We start from the raw sequence: 23936 nt of genomic DNA, 5'->3' as shown, positions 1-23936 counted from the left end.
ACATTCCCTGTGGGAGCGAGCCTGCTCGCGAATGCGGTCGTTCCATCAACATCAAGGTTGGCTGGCACACCGCTTTCGCGAGCAGGCTCGCTCCCACAGAGATCTTCATCGATCAGGAGATCCGATGGGGACTAGCGCTTGGTAATCACCACCTCCAGATACTCGCTCGGCACCACCAGCGACGCCTCCCCGGCGCGATTCGATCGGTTGAGCAACTCGGTCAGATCATCCTCCAGCGCCTGCCCGGCCTCCGCCGGCAACACCGCAAAAGCCTTGTGCACCGGCCCATACCAGTGCCGAAAGATGTCAATGAAATGCGCCGCCGAGCGGTAGCGGAAGTTGAAGTGGCTGCGGGTCACGCGCACGACAAAATCGCGGTCATCGAAATGCTTGTGCAGCCACGCATCCGAGCCCCAGTTCGACGGTGGCTGGGCCACTGCTGGCGGTGGCAGATGCTGGCCGAGAGTCTTGAACATCTGGCCGACGAAGCCCTCCGGCGTCCAGTTCGCCATACCGATCCGTCCGCCGCGACGACAGACCCGCCCCAGTTCAGCAGCGGCGGTGACCTGGTCAGGCGCGAACATCACGCCGAACGTCGACAACACGGCGTCGTAGCTTTCATCGGGAAAAGGCAAAGCCTCGGCATCGGCCACCTGAAAAATCACCTCCAGATGCTCGGCCCGGGCGCGATCCTGACCACGCTCCAGCAGTGCCGCCACATAATCGGTCGAAGTCACTACACACCCGCGCCGCGCCGCTGCCAGGGTTGCATTGCCGTTGCCGGCAGCGACATCCAACACCTGTTCATCACAGCGCAGATCGCAAGCCTCGGCGAGGTTTTCCCCAACGATTTGCAAGGTGGTGCCGATCACGGCGTAGTCGCCACTGGCCCAAGCGACTTTCTGACGTTCCTTCAGGGCAGTGAGATCAAGCGGGGTACTCATGACAGCGAGCTCCGTGGCAGAGAGAATGCACAGTCGGCGGCGCAGACTGTGCTTGGTCACTATCGCGCCGAGGCTGCCCGGCGTCCCTGCCAATCGTCCGCCAGCCCCCTAAACCCGGCACTTTGCCGATGAGCGGCGTAAATCTGTCAAGCGCCTGATACACCTTGCGCATTGTCAGCGTTGCGGGATTGGTTTCTGATGCGGGCTCGCCCACGCAAAGGACTCGACCGATGTCACTGCACCTCGACTGGCTCGCCGCGCACATGCAACACAGCGATCGCTACGCGGCGTGGATTCACCAACAATTCCACTACGAATACGCCGACCAGCCCCTGGCTCAATGGCAGCGCGAATTTGCCGAGGGCCAAAGCAATGGTGAATGGTCGTGCCTGATTGCCATGGACGGTGAACGCCTGCTCGGTGGTGCCGCACTGGCCCGCAACGATTTGACCAATCGCGCCGATCTCGGCCCATGGCTCGCCTGCGTATTCGTTGACCCCGAGGCGCGCGGGCGAGGCTTGGCGGAGCAGCTGATTGAAGGGATTTGCGAGGCAGCAAAGCAGCGTGGGGTGTCGCGGTTGTACTTGCACACGCAAGACAAACACGACTACTACGGTAAACGCGGCTGGCAGCTATTGGAGGGTTTCCAGGCGTGGGAAAAACAACAATGGCTCATGGTCCGCGACCTGTGAGCCATTGGTTTTTTTGATCAGGCTGCCGGAGCTTTCGCCTCTTCCAGCAACTGCTTGATCATCTGCTCCTGCTCGGCATAACGACCTTCACCGAAGTGGCTGTAACGCATCTGGCCCTTGGCGTCGATCAGGTAATGCGCCGGCCAGTACTGATTGTCGAAGTTGCGCCAGATTGCGTAGTCGTTGTCGATCGCCACCGGGTAGGTGATACCGAGTTTTTTCACCTGATCCTTGACGTTGTTGATGATGCGCTCGTAGCCATACTCGGGTGTGTGCACGCCGATCACCACCAGGCCGTCCTTCTCGTATTTCTTCGCCCAGTCTTTGACGTACGGCAGGGTGTGCTGGCAGTTGATGCAGTCGTAGGTCCAGAAGTCCACCAGCACCACTTTGCCGCGCAGGGATTCGGCACTGAGCTCTGGTGAATTGAGCCATTGCACAGCGCCCGACAGCGACGGCATCGCGCCCCGCGCCTCGTCCATCATCGAATCGGCGCGGACCTTGCTGACAAAGTAGTCGACCACTTTCGGCACGTTTTCCAGGACGTTTTTCTCGACGCTGGCCACGCCTTCGGAAGAGGTGTTGGCAAGCAGAGTCTTATCGGCGCCCGTGGAAATCACCGCAACTGTAGCAAGCACCGCAACCCCGGCACCGCGACGCAACCAGCCACTGAACGGGATCGACGGTTTCAGCCGATTGACCAGACCGCGCCCGGCGAAGATCAACGTTCCCAGCGACAAGGCACTGCCGACGCCGTAAGCCAGCAGCAACAGGCTGGTCTGGGCATTGGCGCCTTGCAACATTGCGCCGGTCAGAATCACCCCAAGGATCGGCCCGGCACAGGGCGCCCACAACAGTCCGGTGGCGACGCCGAGCATGATCGAGCCCATCGGTCCGGCTCGTTTACGGGTGTCCTGATCGAGGCGATTGCCCAGGGCGACAAACGGCCGGGTCAGCCAGTCACCGACGCGGGCCGAGATCAGCGACAGGGCGAACAGCGCCATGACGAACAAGGCGACGTGGCGGCCGGTGTTGCTCGCCTGAATCACCCACTCGCTGCTGACCACGGCAAGGCTGGAGATCAGCGCAAAGGTCAGCGCCATGCCAGCGAGAGTCAGGAGGATCGAGGAGCGGGTACGGTTGGCGCCAGCGAACAGAAACGGCACCACCGGCAGGATGCACGGACTGAGAACGGTCAGCAGACCGCCGAGAAATGCGATGAGGTACATAACGGGGTCACCTTGAATGTGGGGGGCTGGGCACGCAACCGGGCAGCGAGGGAAACGTCCCTCGCTAGCCTGCTTTATCTACGCCGTGGCTCATGCGGTCTGGCCGTCCAGCAGCTGCCCTTGAGGCGTGCGACTGGCACCGTTTTCCGCGACCAGTTGGCCTTGCGGTGTGCGGCTGGAACCATCAGCGGCAACCATCTGGCCTTGCGGTGTACGGCTCGATCCGTCAGCGGCAACCATCTGCCCCTGCGGCGTGCGGCTGGAACCATCAGCGGCGATCAGTGCATCGCTGCCCTCCTTCGCGACCGTGGTCAGCTGGAAGCAGGTGCTGCTGGCGCAGCTGCTCTGCTCCAAGGCACTGTTGGCGTGGGCGGCGGCACCGGTGAAGGCGAAGGCTGCTGCGGTCAAAAAGCGCGAGACGTTGTTCATGGCAAAACTCCTTGCAGAAAAAGTAGGGATGACTCAGTTCTGGTTGTTGCAGCCGTCAGCGAATTTGCTGTAATCCAGCTCGCGGGTTTTGCCGGCGGAATCGAGGTAGGTCATGCGCGCCTCGGTGATGCCGCAGGTCACGGAAGTGTCTTCAGTCATCGACAGCACTTTCTGGATATCCAGATGGGTGCCGTAGGTGTAGGTTTGCCGGCTGACGTCAGCTTCGGCGTGGGCCGACAGGGTGCAGATGTTCAGAGCGGCGAACAGGCAGGCGGCGAATACGGATTTATTGTTCATGGTGTAGTCCTCAAGGCTTCAGTGGGTTTGAGCCGAGGCGGTCTGTGTGTGTGCCTCGATGGAGCCTATTTGAGGCCTTCGAGGTATCGCGTCTGTGTCAGGAAAGGACGAGAATCACTCGTTGTGTATCCATGCAGTGTGTAGATACAGAGCGATACAAAACCCCGAAAAAATCGTGATTTTGCGTCGGTGTGTATCCGCCGTCGCGACAGATACACTGCAATACAAAGGCAGGCAGGCGTGCGGTCAGCGGCGCTATAGACTGCACGGCATTCCCCCTTTGACAGAGGCTTGAACCGATGGAACATGTCGATCACATTCTCATCGTCGACGACGACCGCGAGATCCGTGAACTGGTAGGCAACTACCTGAAGAAGAACGGCCTGCGCACGACAGTGGTCGCCGATGGCCGACAGATGCGCAGCTTCCTTGATGCCAACACCGTCGACCTGATCGTGCTCGACATCATGATGCCCGGCGACGATGGCCTGCAGTTGTGCCGTGAATTGCGCGTGGGCAAACACAAGGCCACGCCGGTGCTGATGCTCACCGCGCGCAACGATGAGACCGACCGCATCATCGGTCTGGAAATGGGCGCCGACGATTACCTGACCAAACCTTTCGCCGCCCGCGAGCTGCTGGCGCGGATCAACGCCGTGTTGCGCCGCACACGCATGTTGCCGCCGAACCTGGTGGTCACCGAAGCCGGACGCCTGCTGGCGTTCGGTCGTTGGCAGCTGGACACCTCGGCCCGCCACCTGCTCGACAGCGACGGCACCATGGTTGCCCTCAGCGGTGCCGAATACCGCTTGCTGCGGGTGTTCCTCGACCATCCGCAACGGGTGCTCAGCCGTGATCAGTTACTCAATTTGACCCAAGGGCGCGAGGCCGATCTGTTCGACCGTTCCATTGATCTGCTGGTCAGTCGCCTGCGTCAACGCCTGCTGGACGATGCTCGCGAGCCGGCCTATATCAAGACCGTGCGCAGTGAAGGTTATGTATTTTCGCTGCCGGTCGAGCTGCTTGGAGCTTCAGCATGAAACTCAAGCTGCAATGGCCGCGCACCCTCGCCTCGCGCCTGTCGCTGATCTTCCTGATCGGGCTGATTCTGGCGCAGGGCCTGTCGTTCGGCGCGCAGTATTACGAGCGTTACCAGAGCGCGAAAAGCACCATGCTCGGCAACCTCGAAACCGACGTCTCGACTTCGATGGCGATCCTCGATCGCCTGCCCGCCGCCGAGCGCGAGGCCTGGCTGCCGCGACTGGCCCGGCGCAATTACGGCTACCTGCTCAACGAGGGCGAACCGGGCATGCCGGTGACCTCAGCTGAAAAGTCCGTCGCGATCGCCTCGATTACGGCGGCCATCGGCGACACTTATCCAATCGTGTTTACCGAAGTTCCCGGCGGTCCGAGACAACACTTCCAGGGCCACCTGCGCCTGAGCGACGGCAGCCCGGTGACCATCGATATCCGTCCGGCGATGGTGCCGTTGTCGCCGTGGTTGCCGGTGGTGCTGCTCGGCCAACTGGCATTGCTGATCCTCTGCACATGGCTCGCCGTGCGCATCGCCATCCGTCCCCTCACCCGCCTCGCCAACGCCGTGGAAACCCTCGACCCCAACGCTCACCCGATCAAGCTCGACGAGCAAGGGCCGACCGAAGTGGTCCACGCCGCGCGGGCGTTCAACGCCATGCAAACGCGCATCGCCGCCTACCTGAAAGAACGCATGCAACTGCTCGCGGCGATTTCCCACGACCTGCAAACGCCGATCACCCGGATGAAACTGCGCGCAGAGTTCATGGACGACTCGGTCGAGAAAGACAAACTGAGCAGCGACCTGGGCGAGATCGAGCATCTGGTGCGCGAAGGCGTGGCCTACGCCCGCAGCGTTCACGGCGCCACCGAAGAAAGCCGGCGTACCGATCTCGACTCGTTCCTCGACAGCCTGGTCTTCGACTATCAGGACATGGGCAAGGACGTGCAGCTCGGCGGCAAGAGCAAAGCGGTAATCGAAACCCGCCCGCAGGCCCTGCGCCGGGTCCTGGTGAACCTGACCGACAACGCCCTGAAATTCGCCGGCGCCGCGCAATTGCAGGTCGAAGCGCAGGGCAACAGCCTGTCGGTGAAAGTCCTCGATCGCGGCCCGGGCATCGCCGAGGCCGAACTGGCGCAAGTAATGGAACCGTTCTATCGCGTGGAAAATTCGCGCAATCGCGATACCGGCGGCACCGGGCTCGGGCTGGCGATCGCCCAGCAATTGGCAATGGCGCTGGGTGGCTCGCTGCTGTTGAGCAATCGTGAAGGTGGCGGGTTGTGCGCTGAACTGAAGTTGCCGCTGCCACGCTGAGAAAAACACCGGCTAGACTCATTCATTACCCAGTCGAGGGGGCCGCAAAACGTCTGCTGTGCCCTGCCCCAATCCGTGACCACCGCCCGGTGGCGCCTGCCTCGACATTCAACGCCGCCGGACGGTGATCCTGTTTCAGGAGCACACGTGATGAATGAGGCGAAGCTCAACGAATTCATGGGCAAACTGGTCAACGACATGGGCGGCGCGGCGATGCTGGCCAATGTCATCGTCGGCGAAGAACTCGGTCTGTACCGGGCAATGGCCGACAGCCAACCGATCAGCCCCGAAGCCCTCGCAGCAAAAACCACCTGCAATCCCCGCCTGGTGCGCGAATGGCTCAGCGCCCATGCCGCGTCCGGTTACATGGAACACTCTGACGGTCAGTTTCGTTTGCCCGAAGAGCAGGCCTTGGCGCTGGCCGTGGAGGAATCCCCCGTGTACGTCGCCGGCGGTCTCGGCGTGGTGGCGTCGTTTTTCCATGACAAGGACAAACTGGTCAAGGCCATGCGCGGCAATGGCGCCTTGTCTTGGGGCGATCACCATCCGTGCATGTTCAGCGGCACTGAACGCTTCTTCCGCCCCGGCTACAAAGGTCACCTGATTGCCGAATGGCTTCCGGCGCTCGACGGCGTGGTGGCGAAGCTGGAACGCGGCGCCAAAGTTGCCGACATCGGCTGCGGTCACGGCGCCTCAACGGTGATCATGGCCCAGGCGTTCCCCAAATCGCAGTTTGTCGGCTTCGACTTCCACGCGCCGTCAGTCACCGTGGCCACGCAACGGGCCGAAGAAGGCGGCGTGGGCAATCGCGCCAGATTTTTTGAGGGCACGGCGAAAAACTATCCTGGCGGCGACTACGACCTGATCTGCTTTTTCGACTGCCTGCACGACATGGGCGACCCGGTCGGCGCCGCTCGCCACGCTTATGAGTCGCTGAAAGACGATGGCACGGTATTGCTGGTAGAACCGTTCGCCAACGACAAACTGGACGACAATCTCAACGCGGTCGGGCGCCTGTTCTACGCCGCCTCGACGTTTATCTGCACGCCCAATTCGCTGTCCCAGGAAGTCGGCCTCGGGCTCGGTGCGCAGGCCGGGGAAATGCGCCTGCGCAAAGTCTTTGTCGAGGCCGGGTTCAAGCAGTTCCGTCGCGCCACGCAGACGCCTTTCAACCTGATACTGGAGGCGCGCAAGTAACCCGAGCGGATCGCATGCTAACCTGCGGGCACTGCCCATTCTGGAGTGCTGAGCATGCTCGATAGCCCGATCCGCGAACATCTCGATACGCTGTTGCAGGCCATGGCCGACGATAAATTCCTGATATTGACCGGCGCCGGCATCAGCACGCCGTCGGGCATTCCGGACTATCGCGACAGTGACGGCGTGCGTCGCGGGCGGCAGCCGATGATGTATCAGGAATTTCTTGCCGCCCCGGAATCACGCCGGCGCTACTGGGCGCGGGCCATGCTCGGCTGGCCGCGCGTCCGTCAGGCCCGACCGAACGCGGCGCATGAGGCGCTGGCGACGTTGCAGCAGCGCGGCCGGATCAGCGATTTGATCACGCAGAATGTCGATACCTTGCACGATCAGGCCGGCACCCAGGATGTGATCGAGCTGCATGGCAGTCTGCATCGGGTGCTTTGCCTGGATTGCGGGCAACGCAGCGAGCGCGATGCGATCCAGCAGCAGATGGAGGCACAGAATCCCTACCTGAGTGGTGTTGATGCGGTGCAGGCGCCGGATGGCGATACCTTGCTCGACCCGGCATTTGAAGCGCGCTTTCAGGTACCGCAGTGCCCGCATTGCGCGGGTGAGCGGATGAAACCGGATGTGGTGTTCTTCGGCGAGAACGTGGCGCCGACGACAGCGGCACGCGCGCTGGCCGCCGCCGAGAATGCGGCGGGGTTGCTGGTGGTGGGATCTTCGTTGATGGCGTATTCGGCGTTTCGCTTGTGTCGGGTGATCGCCGAGCGTGGCAAGCCGTTGATGGCGATCAATCTGGGCAAGACCCGGGCGGATGATTTGCTCGATTTGAAGATTGAAGGGTCGTGTGAGGAGCTTCTGCCGTGGTTGGTGGAGGAGCTGAGGCGGTGAGATTTTGAGTAATGGGTTCGACTTGAAATCGGCCCCTCACCCTAGCCCTCTCCCGAGGGAGAGGGGACTGACCGAGGTGTTTGTACGGGATTCGTCGACCTGAAATCACTCATCGAACTCAGATCTTTGACTGCCGTGCTGGTGCCGGACTCAATGCGCCCGATCCAGCCCCGCCAGCAATGCGCTGTCGTGGCTGTAGATGTCCGGCGCATAACGCACATGGCCGCTGCTGTCGACTTGCGCCGTCCAGTAGGTCATCAGGATCGGCACCGGCGCCGACAGGCGAAATTCATGGGTGGTGCCGGTCGCCAGCAAAGTATCGGTGCGGGCTTTTTCTGCCGGGGACAGCAGCAGATCGCGCAGTTGCAGCGGGTGCTCGACGCGCACGCAACCGGAGCTGAACGCCCGTGGGCCTTTGTCGAACAGCGCCTTGCTCGGCGTGTCGTGCAGGTACACCGAGAACGGGTTGGGGAAACGGATGACCATTTGCCCCAGCGGATTGCGCGGGCCGGCGTCCTGGCGCAGGAGGATGTTGCCGGGGTTGTCCCAGTCGATATCCGCCGCCGCCAGAGGCTGGCCGTTGGCGTCGAGCACTTGCAGATTCTGGCGGCTGAGGAAGGTCTGGTCCTTGCGGATTTCCGGCAGCTTGTCTTCCTTCCAGATAGTCGGCGGTACGGTCCAGGTAGGGTTCAGCGTCAGGCGGGTGACGCGGGATTTGAGCAGCGGTGTCTGTCGTTCGGCGCGGCCGACCTGGGTGCGGGTCTGCCATACCGGCTGACCGCCCTGATACAGCGTCAGCTCAGCGGCCGCGACATTGACCACCAGACCACTGGGTTCCATGTCCTGGGCCATCCAGCGGAAACGTTCGAGATTGACCCGCAACTGATCGCGGCGGGTCAGCGGGCTGATGTTCAGCTCGGCAATCGTGCCCGGCCCGACCACGCCGTCAGCCTGCAACGAATGGCTGGCCTGAAAGTGCTTCACTGCCTCCACCAGCACGTCATCGTAGGCGTTATCCGGCGTGACCAGCGCATGTGCCAGATAACCTTCGTTGTACAGACGACGGGCCAGTTCCGGCACGCGCGGGTCTTCCATCGCCGGACGCAGCAACGGGCCGTTGCCCACCGGCTGCCATTGCGGCAACGCTTGCAAGCGTTGCGCGGCATACAGCTGACGCAGGCTTTGATATTGCGGCAGATGCGGACGCGCCAGGTCGAACGCCGCAGCAATATCGTTCATGCCCGGCACGGCAATGCTGAGCAATTGCGCCTGACGATCGGTCGGCGGGCCGTCGACACGCCACAGCGGTTCGAAATGCGATTGCAACAGACGGCCGTAATGCAGATCCTGCAAGGCCTGCAGATAGTTGCGGCTGATGTCGATGTCGGCACACAACTCGCCATCCTGCGGCGGTGTCGTCGCGACCGCATAGCGATTCGGATTCAGCCCGTCGTCGGCCAACAGCTGCAATTGCGCGCGCAATGCCGGCAAGCGTGCCGATTCACTTGCCCACACCGGCATCCAGTCCTGCTGTTCATAAAACGCCTGCAACTGGCTCAACGACGGGCCATTGAGACGCGGAGCGATGGCCGGGCACGACTGCGCCAGGCTGATCAAAACTGCCTGCAACGGGCTGCGCGGCTCGACCGGCAATTGCGTTTCAGGCGTCGGCAGGGTTTCGAGCGGGGGCAGCGGCTCATCGGCGCAAGCGACAAACGGCGCAGCGAGCAAACAAATGCTCAAGTAGCATGCGTACTTTTTGAACAACTGCTTTACTCCAATCCATGGCCGTCCAGATGACGGTCAACCTTACATCAGGTGCGCTGAACAGTCAGGCTCGAACCGCGAGCCTGCGGGTATTGACTGGGAGTCAGGAGCCAAAGTGCCGTTTATGTAGCAAGTTGAGGACACTTTATAAAATGTTGACGTTTTTGCGCCGACTTCTGTTGAGCACCGCGACCCTTGTCGCCGTGACCAGCCCAGTATTTGCCGCCGGCAAGCCATCGCCGGTTCTCTACAACAGCCTCGCCCACGCCGCGCCGGAACTCAATCCCCAAGCGCTCAAAGGTGCATTGAACGCCATGCAATGCGCGGTCAACAACGGCGCGAAACCCTCGCGACATCTGGCGATCATCGATTACTCGCAACCGTCCACCGAACGCCGCCTGTGGATCTTCGACCTGAGCAAAAAGAAGCTGGTGCTGCGTGATCTGGTTGCCCACGGCTCCAACTCCGGGGAAAACTTCGCCACGCAGTTTTCCAACCGCGAAGGCAGTTACCAGTCCAGTCTCGGCCTGTTCCGCACGCAGGAAAGCTACGAAGGTACTCACGGCTACTCGCTGCGCATGGACGGTCTGGAGCCCGGTTTCAATGATCTGGCCCGCGATCGCGCGATCGTGATTCATGCTGCCAGTTACGTGAACCCGCTGTGGAGCAAGCGTCAGGGGCGTATCGGCCGCAGTCAGGGTTGCCCTGCCGTGCGGCCGCAGATCGCCAAACAGGTGATCGATCGCCTGAAGAACGGCCAGTTCATGTTTTCCTGGTATCCGGATCAACGCTGGTTGCAGAAGTCACCGTATCTGAACTGCCAGCCGCAGCAGGTGGCGAGCATTCTCAACACCCACGCCAGTTAACGCGCGTCGCCTCCGGCGGGTTTGTAGAACAGGAACCTGCCGGTCTGCGCCGTGTTGCGATAGGCCTTGGCCCAACTCGGGTGCACGCCGCGATCGTGAAAATACAGGGCACCGCGCGTGCGGTCCTTGAGCTGACGGTTCAACGCCTTGCCGGCAATTTCCTTGGCCAACGCGTATTCGGCGTCTTCCTTGACCTGATCGGGCCTGCCATCGCACCACCAGGAAAACTGGCAGTTGCCGCTTTCCGAACCTTGCTTGACCACCGCGCATACCGTGTCGGGAAAGCCGTCATGGCCGAGGCGATTCATCACCACGCTGGCGACGGCTTCCATTTCCGGGGTGTCCTTGCCCTTGGCTTCCCAGTAAATACTGCGCGCCAGACAGGTCAGCGGATCGTCCAGCGGCGCGGCGCCGGCCGGGTCCACCGCCTGCGCTTCGGTCGGGGTGATCGCCTCGGATTTCGGCGCCGGAGCAGCGCTGACTTTATCCGCCGCTTTCTCTTCAAGCACCTCGGCTTTCTGTTCGGCCTTGGCCTCGATCGGCGCCTGCGCCCCGGCCCATGCCGCGCTGGTCAAAAAGATCCACAACAAACCGCCCGCCAAGCCTTTCGATCCCATGTCGATTCTTCCGTCAGCGCCCGCCCGGGGCAAGATGTTACGTCGGTGAGACGCCCGGTTTGCGGGGTCTTCGCAGAGTGTAGCGAGCAAATGCGCGGCCACACCAGCGCAGAAAAAAATCTGCCGCAAAGAAAAACACATTCACTCACCGGGGGCCTTTCGCGCATCATGGGCGCATTCAGCTCAAGGGAGATTTCCATGCGCTTCATGCCGTCCGTTTTGCGTTGTGCCGCACTGTCGCTGGGCGTGGTGTTCGCCACCTCGGCGCTGGCCGCCGATGAACTGCAATTGATCGAGTCGATCAACAGCTATCGCAGCCAGCCACAGCGTTGCGGCACGCAGGCGTCAAACGAGTTGCCACCGCTGTCGGCCGATCCACGGCTGCGCCTGCCGGCCAGCGGCGCGGTTGATCTGCAGCAGGCCATGACCAGCGCCCACTACCCGATGGTCAACGTGCAGGCGATCACCCTCAACGGCCCGCGCGATGCGGCGTCAGCAATGAAGGCGATTCAGGAAAGCTTCTGTCAGGTGGTGCTCGATCCGCAGTTCGTCGATATCGGTGTCAACCGCGTTGACCGCGACTGGCGCATCGTCCTCGCGCGGCCGTTGCTGACGGCGAAACTCGGCGATGCACAAAGCGAAGGGCAAAAGCTGCTGGCGCAACTCAATACCGCGCGCAGCCAGGCGCGCCAGTGCGGCGGCCAGTCCTTCGCGGCGGCAGCACCGCTGGCGTGGAATGCCACGCTGGGCACTGTCGCTCAGGATCACAGCCGCGACATGGCCAACAACAATTACCTCGACCACAAGGACCGCGACGGCCGCACGCCGGGCGACCGCGCCGAACTTTCCGGTTACAGCGGACAACTGGTCGGTGAAAACATCGCCGCCGGGCAAGACACCGTCGGCAAGGTCGTTGACGGCTGGCTCGCCAGCCCAGGCCATTGCGCCAATCTGATGAATCCGCAATATCAGGAACTGGGCGCCGCTTACGCGACCGATCCGAAAAGCAACGCCGGCATTTACTGGACGGCAATGTTTGGCGCACCGTAAGGCGTCATCGACGCCGTCAATCACTCGGTCAGCCAGAGTGATTGGACGGCGTGGCGAGCGCAGCCTACCCTGCGCGATCTGCGCCCGCTGACGGCGTTCCACATCCACGAGGCGAGCCCATGACACAGCGTGAATTGATCGATGGTCACAACCGCCGCGTGGATTATCTGCGCTTGTCGGTGACCGACCGCTGCGATTTTCGCTGCGTCTATTGCATGGCCGAGGACATGCAGTTCCTGCCGCGCCAGCAGATCCTCACCCTCGAAGAGCTGTTCCAGGTGGCGCAAAGCTTCGTCGCCCTCGGCACGCGCAAGATCCGCCTCACGGGTGGCGAACCGCTGATCCGCCCCGGCGTTGTGCAACTCTGCGAACAGATCGCCGCCCTGCCCGGCCTGCGCGAGCTGTGCCTGACCACCAACGGCTCGCAATTGGGCCGACTGGCCAAGCCGCTGTTCGACGCCGGGGTCAAGCGCCTCAACATCAGCCTCGACAGCCTCGATCCGCAGCGCTTCAAAGAGCTGACCCGTACCGGCGATCTGGCGCAGGTCATCGACGGCATCGATGCCGCCCGTGCCGCCGGTTTCACCCGCACCAAACTCAATTGCGTGGTGATGCAGGGCCGCAACGATCACGAGATCAACGATCTGGTCAGTTTCGCCATCGAGCGTGATCTGGATATTTCCTTCATCGAAGAGATGCCGCTGGGCGCGATCGCCGAACACAGCCGCGCCGAATCCTTCTACTCCAGCGCGCAAGTGCGCGAACGCATCGCCGAACGCTTCACCCTGATCGACTCGACCGAATCGACGCAAGGGCCGTCGCGCTACTGGCGCGTGGCCGAGGCGCCGAACATTCGTCTGGGCTTCATTTCGCCGCACAGCCACAACTTCTGCGGTACCTGCAACCGCGTGCGCCTGACCGTCGAAGGTCGCTTGCTGCTGTGTCTGGGCAACGAGCATTCGATGGACCTCAAAGCGGTGTTGCGCGCCCATCCCGGCCACCCGGAACGCCTGGAAAACGCGATCATCGAGGCGATGAAACTCAAGCCGTATCGACACAATTTCGAAGTCAGCGACGACGTGCAAGTGGTGCGTTTCATGAACATGACCGGCGGCTGATTCGCCGCGCAACCGGGACCGCGAGATGATCGTCAGACCGAGACCCAATCAGTTCGCCGTGCTGTTCACCCTTAGAGGCTCGATCGCCAAACGCATCGCCGTGCGCACTTTGATGCTGACACTGCTGGCGGCAGCGATTGTGCTGATCGAACTACTGGTGCCGAGCTACTTCGCCCAGATCAATTCGACGCCGTTCACCCTGCTCGGCCTGTCGCTGTCGATTTTCCTGAGCTTTCGCAACAACGCTTGTTACGACCGTTGGTACGAGGGGCGCAAGGCCTGGGGCGAGGTGCTGTTGCGGGTGCGCGCGGTGATGCGCGAAACCCAAGGCCTCGATGACACCCGCCTGCGTGGACAACTGTTGCGCAACCTGTGCGGTTTCGCCCACGCGTTGAATGCACGGCTGCGTGGAGACAGCGAGGAGCAGGCCAGCACCGACTGGGTCAGCCCACCGATCGATGGGGCTGCGCCGGATCACTGCGGACAGATCCTTCATCAGCTCGGGCGCCAGTGCTCAGCGCTGGAAACGGCCGGTGTGCTGTCGCCATGGCGTTATCAGTTGCTGGCCAATCACCTGACCTGCCTGAGCCAGGCCCAGGCGGTGTGCGACCGGATCAAGAACACGCCACTGCCCTTCCCTTACACTCTGCTGCTGCACCGCACCATCTACCTGTTCTGCCTGCTGCTGCCGTTCGCCATGGCGCAATCGCTGGGTTGGTTGACGCCGCTGTTCACGGCAATTGTCAGCTACACCTTTTTCGGCTTTGACGCGATTGCCGATGAACTCGAAGATCCGTTCGGGCGCGATGAAAACGATCTGCCGACCGATGCACTGGTGCGCACCCTGGAGCGCGATGTGCTGTACGAACTGGGCGTCTCGCCATTGCCCCCCGCGCCGGAGCCGGACGACTACGTGCTGCGCTGAATGGCTCAGCGGCAAACAACGAGATGGCCCGGCGCGTCCGCTCGGGACCGAGATGCGGCCATTCGCGAGCAGGCTCGCTCCCACAGTTGAAATGCATTCTCCTGTGGGAGCGAGCCTGCTCGCGAAAAAGGCAACTCGGTCAATCAGCCCAAACGCCGGAAAGCGCCACCGACGAATCTTCCGTTTACACGCGCGCGAATTCCCCCTTACTATCCGGGCACACCGGTCGCCGGGCCTGCCCTGCCGCCGACGCTTTCCGCCAACGGAAACACGCGTTATGAGTACGTCACCACAACAACCCCAAAGGTTGCACGTCTCTGCTGTACGCGCCCACTGCAACAGGGGCCGCGTATGAACCGCATCGTCAATCTGCCCATGGCCCTGCGCCGCTCCAAGCTGCGTCACTCCGCACGCCCGCCGGATATCGCCGTTCCCGTCTGATCGCGTGAGCTGAAACCGCGACAGTCAATTTCCCGATTTTCCTGATATCCCTGCCGGGACACTTGCGCCTTCTTGTCGCGTCGTGTCCGGCCGAATCTGCGCGCCTGTGCGGCGCCATCGTGAGTGATTTGCCATGAAATTCGCAGCCATCGAAGACGCACGCCTGTTCCTCGAACAGAACCCCGATATCGACATGATCGAACTGTTCATCCTCGACGCCAACGGCGTGCCGCGCGGCAAGCTGTTGCACCGCGAAGAACTGCTCGCCGTATACGAAAGCGGTCGACCGCTGCCGAGCACCATCCTTGGCCTGACCGTACAAGGCGAGGACGTCGAGAACTCCGGACTGGTCTGGGATGTGGGCGACATCGACTGCCGCGCCTATCCGCTGCAAGGCAGTCTGGTGCGCCTGCCGTGGCGACAGATTCCGACCGCCGCCGTGCAGGTCAGCATGCACCCGAGCGAGGGCCTGCCGGCGAGCATCGCTGACCCTCGGCACCTGCTGATCAAAGTCATCGACGGGCTCAAGGCCGAGGGCTATCACCCGATCATGGCGTGCGAGCTGGAGTTCTATCTGCTCGATGCCAAACGCGACCACAACGGCCGCCCGCAACCGGCGCTGGACGCTGACGGCGGACGACCGCGACACACGCAAGTCTACGGTTTGCGCGAGCTGGAACAGATCGAGCCGTTCCTCGCCGACCTCTACAGCGCGTGCAAACTGCACGGCATTCCGGCGCGCACGGCGATCTCCGAATACGCGCCGGGTCAGGTCGAAATCACCCTCGAACATGGCGACGCACTGGAGGCGATGGATCAGGCGGTACGCTACAAACGTCTGGTCAAAGGCGTGGCGCACAAGCACGGCATGCAGGCGACGTTCATGGCCAAGCCGTTCGATGATCTGGCCGGCACCGGCATGCACATGCACGTCAGCCTCGACGATGCCGAGGGGCGTAATCTGTTCGCCTCTGAAGACCCGGCCGGCACGCCGCTGTTGCGCACGGCGATTGGCGGCATGCTCGCCTCCCTGCTTGATTCGCTGCTGCTGTTCTGCCCCAACGCCAACTCTTACCGGCGTTTCCAGGCCAACAGCTACGCGCCACTGGCGCCGACCTGGGGCGTCGACAACCGCACGGTCAGCCTGCGCGTACCCGGCGGCCCGGCCCCTACGCGACACATCGAACACCGCATCTGCGGCGCCGACGCCAACCCGTATCTGGCAGCGGCGGCGATTCTTGCCGGCATTCACCGTGGCATTCGTGAAGAGCTGGATCCGGGGGCACCGGTCGAGGGCAATGGTTATGCCCAGGCGAAAGAACTGCTGCCGACCGATTGGCTGACGTCGTTGCAGGCGCTGGAAAATTCCACGTGGGCACGGGAGGCATTGGGGCAGGAATTCCTTGGGGTGTATCTGGCGGTAAAGCGTGCCGAGTATCGGCAGTTCATGGCTGAAGTGGGTGAGCAGGATTGGCGGTGGTACCTGACCGAGGCTTAACGATCCGACACCGAACCTGTGGGAGCGAGCCTGCTCGCGAAGGCGTCATCACATTCAACATTTTGGGTGACTGACACACCGCTTTCGCGAGCAGGCTCGCTCCCACAGGGAATGCACTTCGAACCTGAATTTTTTGTGGACCCTGACATGACCATTCGCTGCAATTCCTACTACACCGCCACCCTCAACCAGGACACCGACTACCCGACCCTGCAAGGTCGGCACAAGGTCGATGTGGTGATCATCGGCGGCGGTTTCACTGGCGTCGCCACTGCCGTCGAGCTGGCGGAAAAAGGCCTGAAAGTCGCCATCGTCGAAAGCCACAAGATCGGCTGGGGCGCCACCGGGCGCAATGGCGGGCAAGTCACCGGCAGCCTTTCCGGCGACGGCGCGATGCGCAAACAGATGCGCGCGAAACTTGGCGATGATGTGGACGATTTCATCTGGCATCTGCGCTGGCGCGGGCATGAAATCATCCGCCAGCGCGTCGACAAATACGCGATCCAGTGCGACCTCAAACACGGCCACTTGCACGCGGCGTACAAGCCGAGCCACATGGTCGATCTGCGCAAGGATTACGACGAAGCCGTGCGTCGCGGATTGGGCGATGAAGTGAGCCTGCTCGACCGCAGCCAGGTTCGCGACCTGCTGCAAAGCGAGCTCTACCACGGCGCCATCAAGAACACCCGCAACATGCACCTGCACCCGCTCAACCTGTGCATTGGCGAAGCACGCGCAGCCGAAAGCCTGGGCGCGCAGATCTTCGAAAACAGTGAAGTGCTGGAGATCATTCACGGCGACACACCTGGCGTGCGCACCGCTCACGGTCAGATCGACGCCAATCAGGTGATGCTCGCCGGTGACGTCTATCACAAGCTCGAACCGGGTCAGCTCAAGGGCAAGATCTTCCCGGCCATGGGCGGCATCGTCACCACCGCGCCGCTCGGTGATCTGGCGCAACAGATCAACCCCGAAGACCTCGCCGTGTACGACTGCCGCTTCGTCCTCGATTACTACCGGCTCACCGCCGACGGCCGTTTGCTGTTCGGCGGCGGCGCCAACTACAGCGGCAAGGATTCGCGCGACATCGCTGCGGAACTGCGCCCGTGTATCGAACGCACGTTCCCGGCGCTAAAAGGCGTGCCGATCGATTACCAGTGGAGCTGCGCGATGGGCATCGTCATCAACCGCATCCCGCAACTGGGCAAGCTCTCGGACAACGTCTGGTATTGCCAGGGCTACTCGGGACATGGCATCGCCACCACGCACATCATGGGCGAGATCATGAGCCGCGCGATCACCGGGCAAATGGAGCAATTCGACACCTTCGCCGCGTGCCAGCACATCCGCGTGCCAATGGGCGACCTGCTAGGCAATCCGTTGCTGGCGGCGGGGATGTGGTATTACCAGATGCTCGAGCGGTTGCGCTGAATTCACTGGCCCTATCGCGAGCAGGCTCGCTCCCACATTGGATTTGTGCACGACACAACACCCTGTGGGAGCGAGCCTGCTCGCGAAGAGGCCCTCAAACCCCACACAAAATTCAATCCGGCAACTGCTCCACCACAATCCCCAACCGCCGATAATCCTCGACATTCCCCGACCCGGGATGCCGCTCGGTAATCAACCTATGCAGGCGCGTGCACGGCGCGACCACAAACGGCTCCACCGCACCCAGCTTGTCTGCCGTAGTCACCGCAATCACCCGCGTCGCGCTGTCGAGCATCGCCTGTTTGATCGGCACTTCATCGAAATGCAGCGAGGTGATCCCGACCTCGGGATGAATCGCACACACCCCGGTAATTGCCAGATCCGCCTTGATTCCCGCCAGCAGTCGCAGCGCTTCCTGACCACTGGCCGACATCGAATGCGGATTCAATTCACCGCCCGCCAGAATCACTTTCACGCCCTTGTATTCGGACAAGGCAATCGCCGTCAGTGGGGAAGCGGTCACGGCGGTGATGCGAATATCGGACGGTAACGCGCGCGCCACCTGCAAGGTGGTCGAGCCGGAATCGAACAGCACAATCTGCCCATCCTCGATGTGCTGCGCCGCCAATTGCGCCAGGCGCACCTTGACCTCGTCGGTCTCATCCAGACGGGTGAAGTAATCCTTGCCCGAGTCCTTCGGTCGCGGCAACGCCCCGCCATGCACGCGCTGCACCAGCCCGGCGTTGTCCAGTTCGGCAAGGTCGCGGCGGATAGTGTCTTCGGACACCGCGAAATGCTGGCTCAGCTCGGAGGCCATGACCTTGCCGTCACGCTCGAGAAGCAAAAGGATTTTCTGCCGACGCAGGGACGGCAATTCAGCGATGGAGTGATCGTGCATGGTTGTGCCTGTTTGTGCTTGTAGTTGCAGGTTTCAGCCACACTAGCGAAAGTCTCAAGCAAACACAAACGCAGCGGCTATCAATGCTTTCGATCATTGGAATCAACAAGGCGAATTTTTTCTTTGCGCTGCGCCTGTTCACAATGGCGCCAATCTCAAAAGCTCAGGATGAACAGCCCATGAATCTCAATTTTGCCTTCGCCTGGATGATCGTCGTGTCGTTCGCGATTGCCTTGGGCCACGCCTGATAGCGCGGCAAACCGAGGTCAGCAACTGCTCACGAAGCCGTTTATGCGCAGCAGCCGCCCTGGGGGAAAGGGCTGGGCTGAGAGGGATGGATCTGAATGACACGCCGCAATCGCCAGGCAGCACTGGCTTGCTTCAAGTTTCCTGGCGCACCCGCCTGACCTGCACCAACAACGCCGGCGCAAAATGCAGCAACACCATCCGGCTCAAGTGATGCGTCAGGATAAACACCACGTTCAGCCCGCCGCCAAACGCGACAATCGCAATCGTCTCGATCGCGCCAGGCATGTACGCCAGCCACAGTGACAGCGGATCACTGCCCAGCCAGCGCGCAGCCACCTCGGCAAACACCGCTGCAACGACGATCATCAAACCCACCGAGACCAACGCCGTGCGCCCATGCCGCGCCAGCTCTGCGATGCCGAGTCCCTGAAAACGTGAGCCGATGCGCACGCCGAGAATCAGTGCGGCCAGGTTCAGGCTCCACTCCGGCATGTGAAAGCCGTGCAGCCATCCCGACTTCACAAATACAGCGGTTATGAGAATCGCGGTAAGCATGAATGGTGCCGGGACGCCGATCAGCAACAACAGGCGGCCGAGCAATACGCTCAAAGCGATGACTGAGCACGCGGTGAGCGCCATGCCTGTGGTCAACGGATCGCTGGCGACTTCAGCCACCGCTGCTTGCCCGGGAATGAGCAAACTCACCAGTACGGTGATCAACAGCAGCCGCATCAGATGCACGATGATGACTTTGCTCGAAGCCTTTTCCGACTCGAGCAAATCGAACACTGCGGCCAATGCGCCGGGATACACCGCCAGCAGTGCATCGGTGCGATTCCATCCGGCACCGCGTGTCAGCCACCATCCGGCGAGTGCAATTTGTACGCTCAGGCAGATCAGCAATACGCCAAGGCTGGGCAACATTGTTGCGGCCGTTTCGCTGTCCCATGCTTCGAACATCAGCCCGGTGGCGATGCCCAGCGTGACCTGGATGTAGCCCAGTCCATAAGGAGTTGCCGGGGCGATGCCGGTTTTACTGGCAAACAACGCGGTAACGACAATCGAGCCCAGCAGCAAGCCGTGGGGTACGCCTTCAAACTGCAACAACGCGCCAAAACCAGCCGCAAGCAACAAGCACACAATGGATTTCATAGTTCGCCTTCCTGGCTATTTATCTGACACACCACCAGTCCCTGGTAGGAGCTGCCGAAGGCTGCGATCTTTTGGGACGCAGAGCGTCCCCGGCTGCATTCCCACGCAGAGCGTGGGAACGATCAGATCGCAGCCTTCGGCAGCTCCTACAGGGGGATTTGCATTCCTAAGCGCGAAGGCGTGCAATCGCCCGCCGATATTTCTCGATCCGCTCCAGATCCTCCCAACTCGGCGAGGCAATCCGCGAGATATCGCTGTTCTCTTCCAGATCCGCCAGCTTCACCACCCGGCCGATCGGGTTTTGCGCGGCGCGGTCGACAAAATCCTCGTAGGACTCGCCGGGCACTTTGGTCACCGCCGCAATCGCCGCCAGCACCTCTTCGCTGAAACCTTCCCCGCGTAAGTCATCCAGACTTACCCCGCAATCCTCGACCACATCGTGCAGCACAGCGACGATGCGCTCCTCCAGCGTGTGCATGCGCAACATGACTTTCAGTGGATGCAGAATGTACGGCGCCCCGCCCTTGTCCACCTGCCCGCTGTGGGCCGTGGCGGCAATGGCGATAGCGCGTTCGAGGGTTTGGGCCATGGGAATCGAATCCTGCGCTTTATGTTTCTGATTGTTGCGCAGTGTACGCGAAGATCGCGCAGCGCAAAGCGATTGAACCTTGCCCGCCCTCGCCGCCTCGAAACCAGACAAGCGCCAAATCACCGATCAGACGCGGCGCCATTGGAGAGGAATTGCCGATGAAAACCAGACTGCTGCTCCTGATCGCCACGTTCGCCATCATCCCCACCTGCGTCATGGCCGAAGGCTGCGACGTGCAGACCCGCTCCTCCAGCGCCTCGGTGCCGGCGGTGGAAACCCACAGCTGTTACGAATACGACGGCATGCCCGTGGACTCCATCAACTGGTCCTGCAGCAACGAAACCAAGGACACCCTCAACGCCACCAAGAAGAAAGTCCAACGCTGCGACGACCACTACCAGGCCACCTGCACCGCCCGCCTCACCCAGGAATCCCTCGCCAACCCGCACTCGACCAGCAAAGACAAAAGTGCCAAACCGCTGAACATGCCCGACAACGCCAAAGTCACCACGTATTACTACGACGGTGAGCACTTGGCGCAGGCGAAGATTGATTGCGAAAACAGTGGCGGGAACTGGAAGGCTAAATAGTCTCCGTTATCGAGGATTGCCTGACAGAGAGCCCGGCTTGATGCCGGGCTTGCTGCATCTGCAAACAGCCTCAACCTTGACCAGCACCGCTGCTCGTGCCGCTGTCGTTCGATTGCTTCGAACCACTGGGCTTGGAACCCGAAGGTGTAGAGCCGTCATTGTTGGTGGTGTTGCCCTGTGTGCCTTTGGGCACGGTGGCGCCATTGGAATGTATGTCTTCCGGCGCACTCGGGTTGGTCTGGCTATTGCCGTCGTTAGCGGTGGGTGCCGGGGTGTCGCTGGCGGCTGTTGTGTAGAGCGAGGTGGCGGATACCAATGTAGCTAGCGTCAGTGCTGCGATTTTGGATGGGCGCATGTTGGCGGTTCCTTTGCGGGGGTGAGTTATGCATTGGAAGCGCGTGCGCGGGGAAAATGCGGAAGGGGTGACGAATGGCAGGAACAAACAACCCGACACCCCCTAAAAGATGCCGGGTCAACAAACAATATGCGTTATCCGATCAGAAATTCGCCGGCGTATTCGCACTGATAATCTCCGCCTCATCCGCGCCGATATTGCGGAATTTATGCGGCAACGTCGTCGGAAAGTAATAACCATCCCCCGCACTCAACACACTCACCTGCCCGTCCACGGTCAGTTCTACCGTGCCGCGCGTGACCAGTCCGCACTCTTCGCCTTCGGCATGCACGATCGGTTCTTCGCCGGAGCTGGCGCCGGGGGCATATTGTTCGCGGAGCAGGCGCATCTGCCGGCTAGGGACGGAGGCGCCGATGAGCAGCAGACGCAGGCCGTGGCGGCCGAGGTCGGGTTGTTCGTTGGCGCGGAACACGTATTGGTGTTCGCGCGGGGGCTGGTCGAAGGTGAAGAAGTCGGCCAGGGACATCGGTATGCCTTCGAGCAGCTTTTTCAGCGAGCTGACGGAGGGGCTGACGCGGTTCTGTTCGATCAGCGAGATGGTCGCGTTGGTCACGCCGCTACGCCGGGCGAGCTCGCGCTGGGAGAGTTTGTAGCTTTCGCGTACTAGTTTGAGTCGAGAACCCGTATCCATGACAGCCTTATGTTGAGGTACTTAAGGGTAATGGGGGTGGGTGGCGGGTGACGCGCAGGTCGCGCGGATCACGTTGCTCCCGTGTCCCGGAACCGTGAAAGGCGGCTATTAAATCACGTTTGCCGGTGTTGCTCAGCAGGTTCGATGGATGGTGCGGCAAAAGTCCTGTTGGCCTTGGCAATACAGTCACTGTGGGAGCGAGCCTGCTCGCGAAAGCGTAGTGTCTGGCGAATCGATGTCGCCTGATATGGCCTCTTCGCGAGCAGGCTCGCTCCCACAGTGGACATCAGTGGTTTTGCATAAGTGAAAAACCGGCGAGGTCTTTCGGACCGCCGCCGGTGAGGTAAGTCAGACGCCGAAGCGGTCGCGCAGGGAGTAGTAGACCGCGCCCAGAGCGGTAAGCGGTGCGGAGAAGGTGCGGCCGCCGAGCATCGGCATGTGCGGCAGCGAGGCGAAGGCGTTGAAGCGTTCGGCGTCGCCGCGGATCATTTCCGAGATCAGTTTGCCGGCCAGGTGCGAGCAGGTGACGCCGTGGCCGCTGTAGCCCTGCATGTAGTAGGCGTTCTTTTCGATACGGCCGAATTGCGGCATGCGCGACATGGTCAGCAGGAAGTTGCCGGTCCAGCGGTAGTCGATCTTTACGTCCTTGAGCTGCGGGAAAGTCTTGAGGATCTTCGGCCGGATCAGCTGTTCGATATCGTCCGGCTCCCGCGCGCCGTAAACCACACCACCACCGTAAAGCAGGCGGTTGTCAGCGGTGAGGCGGTAGTAATCCAGCAGGTAGTTGCAATCTTCCACGCAATAGTTGTTGGTGATCAGGCTGCGCGCCTGCTGCTCGGTCAGCGGTTCGGTGACGACGATCTGCGAGCCGCACGGCATGCTTTTCGCGGTGACGCGGTTGTCGAGGCCTTGCGGCAGGTAGGCGTTGCCGGCGATCAGCAGGTATTTGGCGCGGACCAGCCCCTTGGCGGTGCGCACGGTGATCGGCTCGCCGTAGGTAATTTCGACCGCCGCCGACTGTTCGTAGATCTTGCCGCCCAAACGCACGATGGCAGCGGCCTCTCCTAGCGCCAGATTCAACGGATGAACGTGGCCGCCCTGCATGTCCAGCAAGCCGCCAACGTAGGCGTCGGAGCCGACTTCGCGACGAATATCCGCTGCATCGAGCATCTTCAGATTGCGGTTGCCGTAGCGTTCCCAGTTGCGCTTCTGCTCGGCCAGGCCGTTGAGCTGTTTCTTGTTCATCGCCGCGAAAATACCGCCCGAACGGTAGTCGCACTTGATGTCGTAATTCTTGATGCGCGAACGAATGATATCGGCGCCTTCGAAGATCATGCTGCCGAGGATTTCTGCAGTCTTGTCGCCGTAGCGCTCTTCGATGACATCGACGTCGCGGCTGTAGGAATTGACCAGTTGCCCGCCATTGCGACCGCTGGCGCCGTAGCCGACTTTCGCCGCTTCCAGCACGGTGACTTTGTAGCCGGCTTCGCTGAGGAACAGTGCCGAGGACAGGCCCGTGTAGCCGGCGCCGATGATGCAGACATCGCAGTCCACTGCCTCTTCGAGAACCGGGAAGTCGATGACTTCGTTGCGGGTGGCGGCGTAGTAGCTGTTTACGTGTTGCTGTTTCATAGGTTTCTCCGAGGGCCGCCAACCAGGGGCGGCCG

Annotated in this window: 25 protein-coding genes; 13 read left to right on the top strand and 12 right to left on the bottom strand. The window is 61.6% G+C overall.

Annotated elements, in window-relative coordinates:
• Positions 1-131: 131 nt before the first annotated feature.
• The gene (locus ASG55_RS18860) at positions 132-944 is read right to left on the bottom strand and encodes a class I SAM-dependent methyltransferase (protein ID WP_056789144.1); all 813 of its coding nucleotides are present in this window, start codon (positions 942-944) and stop codon (positions 132-134) included.
• A 230-nt stretch (positions 945-1174) separates the two neighbouring features.
• Between ASG55_RS18860 and ASG55_RS18855 the strand changes: the two genes are divergently transcribed.
• Positions 1175-1636, top strand: a complete 462-nt coding sequence (locus ASG55_RS18855; protein ID WP_056789141.1) for a GNAT family N-acetyltransferase — start codon at positions 1175-1177, stop codon at positions 1634-1636.
• A 17-nt stretch (positions 1637-1653) separates the two neighbouring features.
• Here the strand turns inward: ASG55_RS18855 and ASG55_RS18850 are convergent, their stop codons facing one another.
• From ASG55_RS18850 to ASG55_RS18840, 3 genes are all read right to left on the bottom strand, one after another.
• On the bottom strand, positions 1654-2865 hold the full coding sequence (locus ASG55_RS18850) for a cytochrome c biogenesis protein DipZ (protein WP_056789132.1): 1212 nt from the start codon (positions 2863-2865) through the stop codon (positions 1654-1656).
• Positions 2866-2955: 90 nt separating this feature from the next.
• Positions 2956-3294, bottom strand: a complete 339-nt coding sequence (locus ASG55_RS18845; protein ID WP_056789129.1) for a hypothetical protein — start codon at positions 3292-3294, stop codon at positions 2956-2958.
• Positions 3295-3327: 33 nt separating this feature from the next.
• Positions 3328-3591: a DUF2790 domain-containing protein gene (locus ASG55_RS18840; RefSeq protein ID WP_016775158.1), complete on the bottom strand. Its 264-nt coding sequence runs from the start codon at positions 3589-3591 to the stop codon at positions 3328-3330.
• Positions 3592-3890: 299 nt separating this feature from the next.
• Between ASG55_RS18840 and ASG55_RS18835 the strand changes: the two genes are divergently transcribed.
• The 4 genes from ASG55_RS18835 to ASG55_RS18820 all read left to right on the top strand — a co-directional run bounded on the left by ASG55_RS18835 (position 3891) and on the right by ASG55_RS18820 (position 8032).
• Positions 3891-4631 carry a response regulator gene (locus ASG55_RS18835; RefSeq protein ID WP_039762337.1) on the top strand — a complete coding sequence of 247 codons (741 nt, stop codon included), beginning with the start codon at positions 3891-3893 and terminating at the stop codon, positions 4629-4631.
• Positions 4628-5938, top strand: a complete 1311-nt coding sequence (locus ASG55_RS18830; protein WP_056789126.1) for an ATP-binding protein — start codon at positions 4628-4630, stop codon at positions 5936-5938. Before ASG55_RS18835 ends, ASG55_RS18830 begins: the two co-directional genes overlap by 4 nt.
• A 150-nt stretch (positions 5939-6088) precedes the next feature.
• Entirely contained in the window at positions 6089-7135 is a 1047-nt protein-coding gene (locus tag ASG55_RS18825) for a class I SAM-dependent methyltransferase (RefSeq protein WP_056789123.1), read from the top strand.
• A gap of 54 nt (positions 7136-7189) precedes the next feature.
• Positions 7190-8032 (top strand): NAD-dependent protein deacetylase, encoded by an 843-nt coding sequence (locus tag ASG55_RS18820; RefSeq protein ID WP_056789121.1) that lies wholly within the window; start codon positions 7190-7192, stop codon positions 8030-8032.
• A 150-nt stretch (positions 8033-8182) separates the two neighbouring features.
• Here the strand turns inward: ASG55_RS18820 and ASG55_RS18815 are convergent, their stop codons facing one another.
• Positions 8183-9799, bottom strand: a complete 1617-nt coding sequence (locus ASG55_RS18815; RefSeq protein ID WP_056789119.1) for a L,D-transpeptidase family protein — start codon at positions 9797-9799, stop codon at positions 8183-8185.
• A gap of 152 nt (positions 9800-9951) precedes the next feature.
• On the opposite strand from ASG55_RS18815, the gene ASG55_RS18810 reads away from it, so the two are divergent.
• Positions 9952-10665, top strand: coding sequence for a murein L,D-transpeptidase catalytic domain family protein (locus tag ASG55_RS18810; protein ID WP_016775166.1), 714 nt, complete (start codon positions 9952-9954; stop codon positions 10663-10665).
• On the opposite strand, the gene ASG55_RS18805 is transcribed toward ASG55_RS18810, so the two are convergent.
• Entirely contained in the window at positions 10662-11282 is a 621-nt protein-coding gene (locus tag ASG55_RS18805; protein ID WP_056789117.1) for a cell wall hydrolase, read from the bottom strand. The genes ASG55_RS18810 and ASG55_RS18805 overlap by 4 nt on opposite strands.
• Before the next feature lie 198 nt (positions 11283-11480).
• Between ASG55_RS18805 and ASG55_RS18800 the strand changes: the two genes are divergently transcribed.
• From ASG55_RS18800 to ASG55_RS18780, 5 genes are all read left to right on the top strand, one after another.
• Positions 11481-12332 (top strand): CAP domain-containing protein, encoded by an 852-nt coding sequence (locus ASG55_RS18800; RefSeq protein WP_056789114.1) that lies wholly within the window; start codon positions 11481-11483, stop codon positions 12330-12332.
• A 119-nt stretch (positions 12333-12451) separates the two neighbouring features.
• A complete protein-coding gene (gene moaA / locus ASG55_RS18795) occupies positions 12452-13450 on the top strand; it encodes a GTP 3',8-cyclase MoaA (protein ID WP_056789112.1) in 999 nt (332 codons plus the stop codon).
• A 25-nt stretch (positions 13451-13475) separates the two neighbouring features.
• Complete coding sequence (locus ASG55_RS18790) at positions 13476-14375, top strand: bestrophin family protein (protein ID WP_056789108.1); 900 nt, start codon at positions 13476-13478, stop codon at positions 14373-14375.
• Between the two features lie 574 nt (positions 14376-14949).
• Positions 14950-16314: a glutamine synthetase family protein gene (locus ASG55_RS18785; RefSeq protein ID WP_056789106.1), complete on the top strand. Its 1365-nt coding sequence runs from the start codon at positions 14950-14952 to the stop codon at positions 16312-16314.
• Between the two features lie 147 nt (positions 16315-16461).
• The gene (locus ASG55_RS18780) at positions 16462-17745 is read left to right on the top strand and encodes an NAD(P)/FAD-dependent oxidoreductase (protein WP_056789876.1); all 1284 of its coding nucleotides are present in this window, start codon (positions 16462-16464) and stop codon (positions 17743-17745) included.
• Positions 17746-17857: 112 nt separating this feature from the next.
• On the opposite strand, the gene ASG55_RS18775 is transcribed toward ASG55_RS18780, so the two are convergent.
• Positions 17858-18643 (bottom strand): DeoR/GlpR family DNA-binding transcription regulator, encoded by a 786-nt coding sequence (locus ASG55_RS18775; RefSeq protein WP_056789103.1) that lies wholly within the window; start codon positions 18641-18643, stop codon positions 17858-17860.
• An 83-nt stretch (positions 18644-18726) separates the two neighbouring features.
• On the opposite strand from ASG55_RS18775, the gene ASG55_RS27010 reads away from it, so the two are divergent.
• Positions 18727-18891 (top strand): hypothetical protein, encoded by a 165-nt coding sequence (locus ASG55_RS27010; RefSeq protein WP_164488350.1) that lies wholly within the window; start codon positions 18727-18729, stop codon positions 18889-18891.
• Between the two features lie 133 nt (positions 18892-19024).
• Here ASG55_RS27010 and ASG55_RS18770 read toward each other — a convergent pair whose 3' ends face one another.
• Positions 19025-20044, bottom strand: coding sequence for an AbrB family transcriptional regulator (locus tag ASG55_RS18770; RefSeq protein WP_056789101.1), 1020 nt, complete (start codon positions 20042-20044; stop codon positions 19025-19027).
• Positions 20045-20210: 166 nt separating this feature from the next.
• Complete coding sequence (locus ASG55_RS18765) at positions 20211-20633, bottom strand: HD domain-containing protein (RefSeq protein ID WP_056789098.1); 423 nt, start codon at positions 20631-20633, stop codon at positions 20211-20213.
• Positions 20634-20791: 158 nt separating this feature from the next.
• Here ASG55_RS18765 and ASG55_RS18760 point away from each other — a divergent pair, with 158 nt between their 5' ends.
• The gene (locus tag ASG55_RS18760) at positions 20792-21223 is read left to right on the top strand and encodes a hypothetical protein (protein WP_056789095.1); all 432 of its coding nucleotides are present in this window, start codon (positions 20792-20794) and stop codon (positions 21221-21223) included.
• Between the two features lie 70 nt (positions 21224-21293).
• On the opposite strand, the gene ASG55_RS18755 is transcribed toward ASG55_RS18760, so the two are convergent.
• The 3 genes from ASG55_RS18755 to ASG55_RS18745 form a co-directional block, all read right to left on the bottom strand.
• The gene (locus tag ASG55_RS18755) at positions 21294-21578 is read right to left on the bottom strand and encodes a hypothetical protein (RefSeq protein ID WP_056789093.1); all 285 of its coding nucleotides are present in this window, start codon (positions 21576-21578) and stop codon (positions 21294-21296) included.
• A gap of 142 nt (positions 21579-21720) precedes the next feature.
• Positions 21721-22269 (bottom strand): cupin domain-containing protein, encoded by a 549-nt coding sequence (locus tag ASG55_RS18750; RefSeq protein WP_011333561.1) that lies wholly within the window; start codon positions 22267-22269, stop codon positions 21721-21723.
• A 348-nt stretch (positions 22270-22617) separates the two neighbouring features.
• Positions 22618-23901, bottom strand: coding sequence for an NAD(P)/FAD-dependent oxidoreductase (locus ASG55_RS18745; protein WP_056789090.1), 1284 nt, complete (start codon positions 23899-23901; stop codon positions 22618-22620).
• Positions 23902-23936 lie beyond the last annotated feature (35 nt).

This window comes from Pseudomonas sp. Leaf434, assembly GCF_001425545.1.
Classification (GTDB): Bacteria; Pseudomonadota; Gammaproteobacteria; order Pseudomonadales; family Pseudomonadaceae; genus Aquipseudomonas; species Aquipseudomonas siliginis.
Note: the sequence above shows the minus strand (reverse complement) of the source record. Positions and strands in the feature narration are given on the sequence as shown.

Coding starts and splice junctions, on each gene's coding strand:
- ASG55_RS18860 (WP_056789144.1), bottom strand. CDS start 944: ATGAGTACCCCGCTTGATCTCACTGCCCTGAAGGAACGTCAGAAAGTC.
- ASG55_RS18855 (WP_056789141.1), top strand. CDS start 1,175: ATGTCACTGCACCTCGACTGGCTCGCCGCGCACATGCAACACAGCGAT.
- ASG55_RS18850 (WP_056789132.1), bottom strand. CDS start 2,865: ATGTACCTCATCGCATTTCTCGGCGGTCTGCTGACCGTTCTCAGTCCG.
- ASG55_RS18845 (WP_056789129.1), bottom strand. CDS start 3,294: ATGAACAACGTCTCGCGCTTTTTGACCGCAGCAGCCTTCGCCTTCACC.
- ASG55_RS18840 (WP_016775158.1), bottom strand. CDS start 3,591: ATGAACAATAAATCCGTATTCGCCGCCTGCCTGTTCGCCGCTCTGAAC.
- ASG55_RS18835 (WP_039762337.1), top strand. CDS start 3,891: ATGGAACATGTCGATCACATTCTCATCGTCGACGACGACCGCGAGATC.
- ASG55_RS18830 (WP_056789126.1), top strand. CDS start 4,628: ATGAAACTCAAGCTGCAATGGCCGCGCACCCTCGCCTCGCGCCTGTCG.
- ASG55_RS18825 (WP_056789123.1), top strand. CDS start 6,089: ATGAATGAGGCGAAGCTCAACGAATTCATGGGCAAACTGGTCAACGAC.
- ASG55_RS18820 (WP_056789121.1), top strand. CDS start 7,190: ATGCTCGATAGCCCGATCCGCGAACATCTCGATACGCTGTTGCAGGCC.
- ASG55_RS18810 (WP_016775166.1), top strand. CDS start 9,952: ATGTTGACGTTTTTGCGCCGACTTCTGTTGAGCACCGCGACCCTTGTC.
- ASG55_RS18805 (WP_056789117.1), bottom strand. CDS start 11,282: ATGGGATCGAAAGGCTTGGCGGGCGGTTTGTTGTGGATCTTTTTGACC.
- ASG55_RS18800 (WP_056789114.1), top strand. CDS start 11,481: ATGCGCTTCATGCCGTCCGTTTTGCGTTGTGCCGCACTGTCGCTGGGC.
- moaA (WP_056789112.1), top strand. CDS start 12,452: ATGACACAGCGTGAATTGATCGATGGTCACAACCGCCGCGTGGATTAT.
- ASG55_RS18790 (WP_056789108.1), top strand. CDS start 13,476: ATGATCGTCAGACCGAGACCCAATCAGTTCGCCGTGCTGTTCACCCTT.
- ASG55_RS18785 (WP_056789106.1), top strand. CDS start 14,950: ATGAAATTCGCAGCCATCGAAGACGCACGCCTGTTCCTCGAACAGAAC.
- ASG55_RS18780 (WP_056789876.1), top strand. CDS start 16,462: ATGACCATTCGCTGCAATTCCTACTACACCGCCACCCTCAACCAGGAC.
- ASG55_RS18775 (WP_056789103.1), bottom strand. CDS start 18,643: ATGCACGATCACTCCATCGCTGAATTGCCGTCCCTGCGTCGGCAGAAA.
- ASG55_RS27010 (WP_164488350.1), top strand. CDS start 18,727: ATGCTTTCGATCATTGGAATCAACAAGGCGAATTTTTTCTTTGCGCTG.
- ASG55_RS18770 (WP_056789101.1), bottom strand. CDS start 20,044: ATGAAATCCATTGTGTGCTTGTTGCTTGCGGCTGGTTTTGGCGCGTTG.
- ASG55_RS18765 (WP_056789098.1), bottom strand. CDS start 20,633: ATGGCCCAAACCCTCGAACGCGCTATCGCCATTGCCGCCACGGCCCAC.
- ASG55_RS18760 (WP_056789095.1), top strand. CDS start 20,792: ATGAAAACCAGACTGCTGCTCCTGATCGCCACGTTCGCCATCATCCCC.
- ASG55_RS18755 (WP_056789093.1), bottom strand. CDS start 21,578: ATGCGCCCATCCAAAATCGCAGCACTGACGCTAGCTACATTGGTATCC.
- ASG55_RS18750 (WP_011333561.1), bottom strand. CDS start 22,269: ATGGATACGGGTTCTCGACTCAAACTAGTACGCGAAAGCTACAAACTC.
- ASG55_RS18745 (WP_056789090.1), bottom strand. CDS start 23,901: ATGAAACAGCAACACGTAAACAGCTACTACGCCGCCACCCGCAACGAA.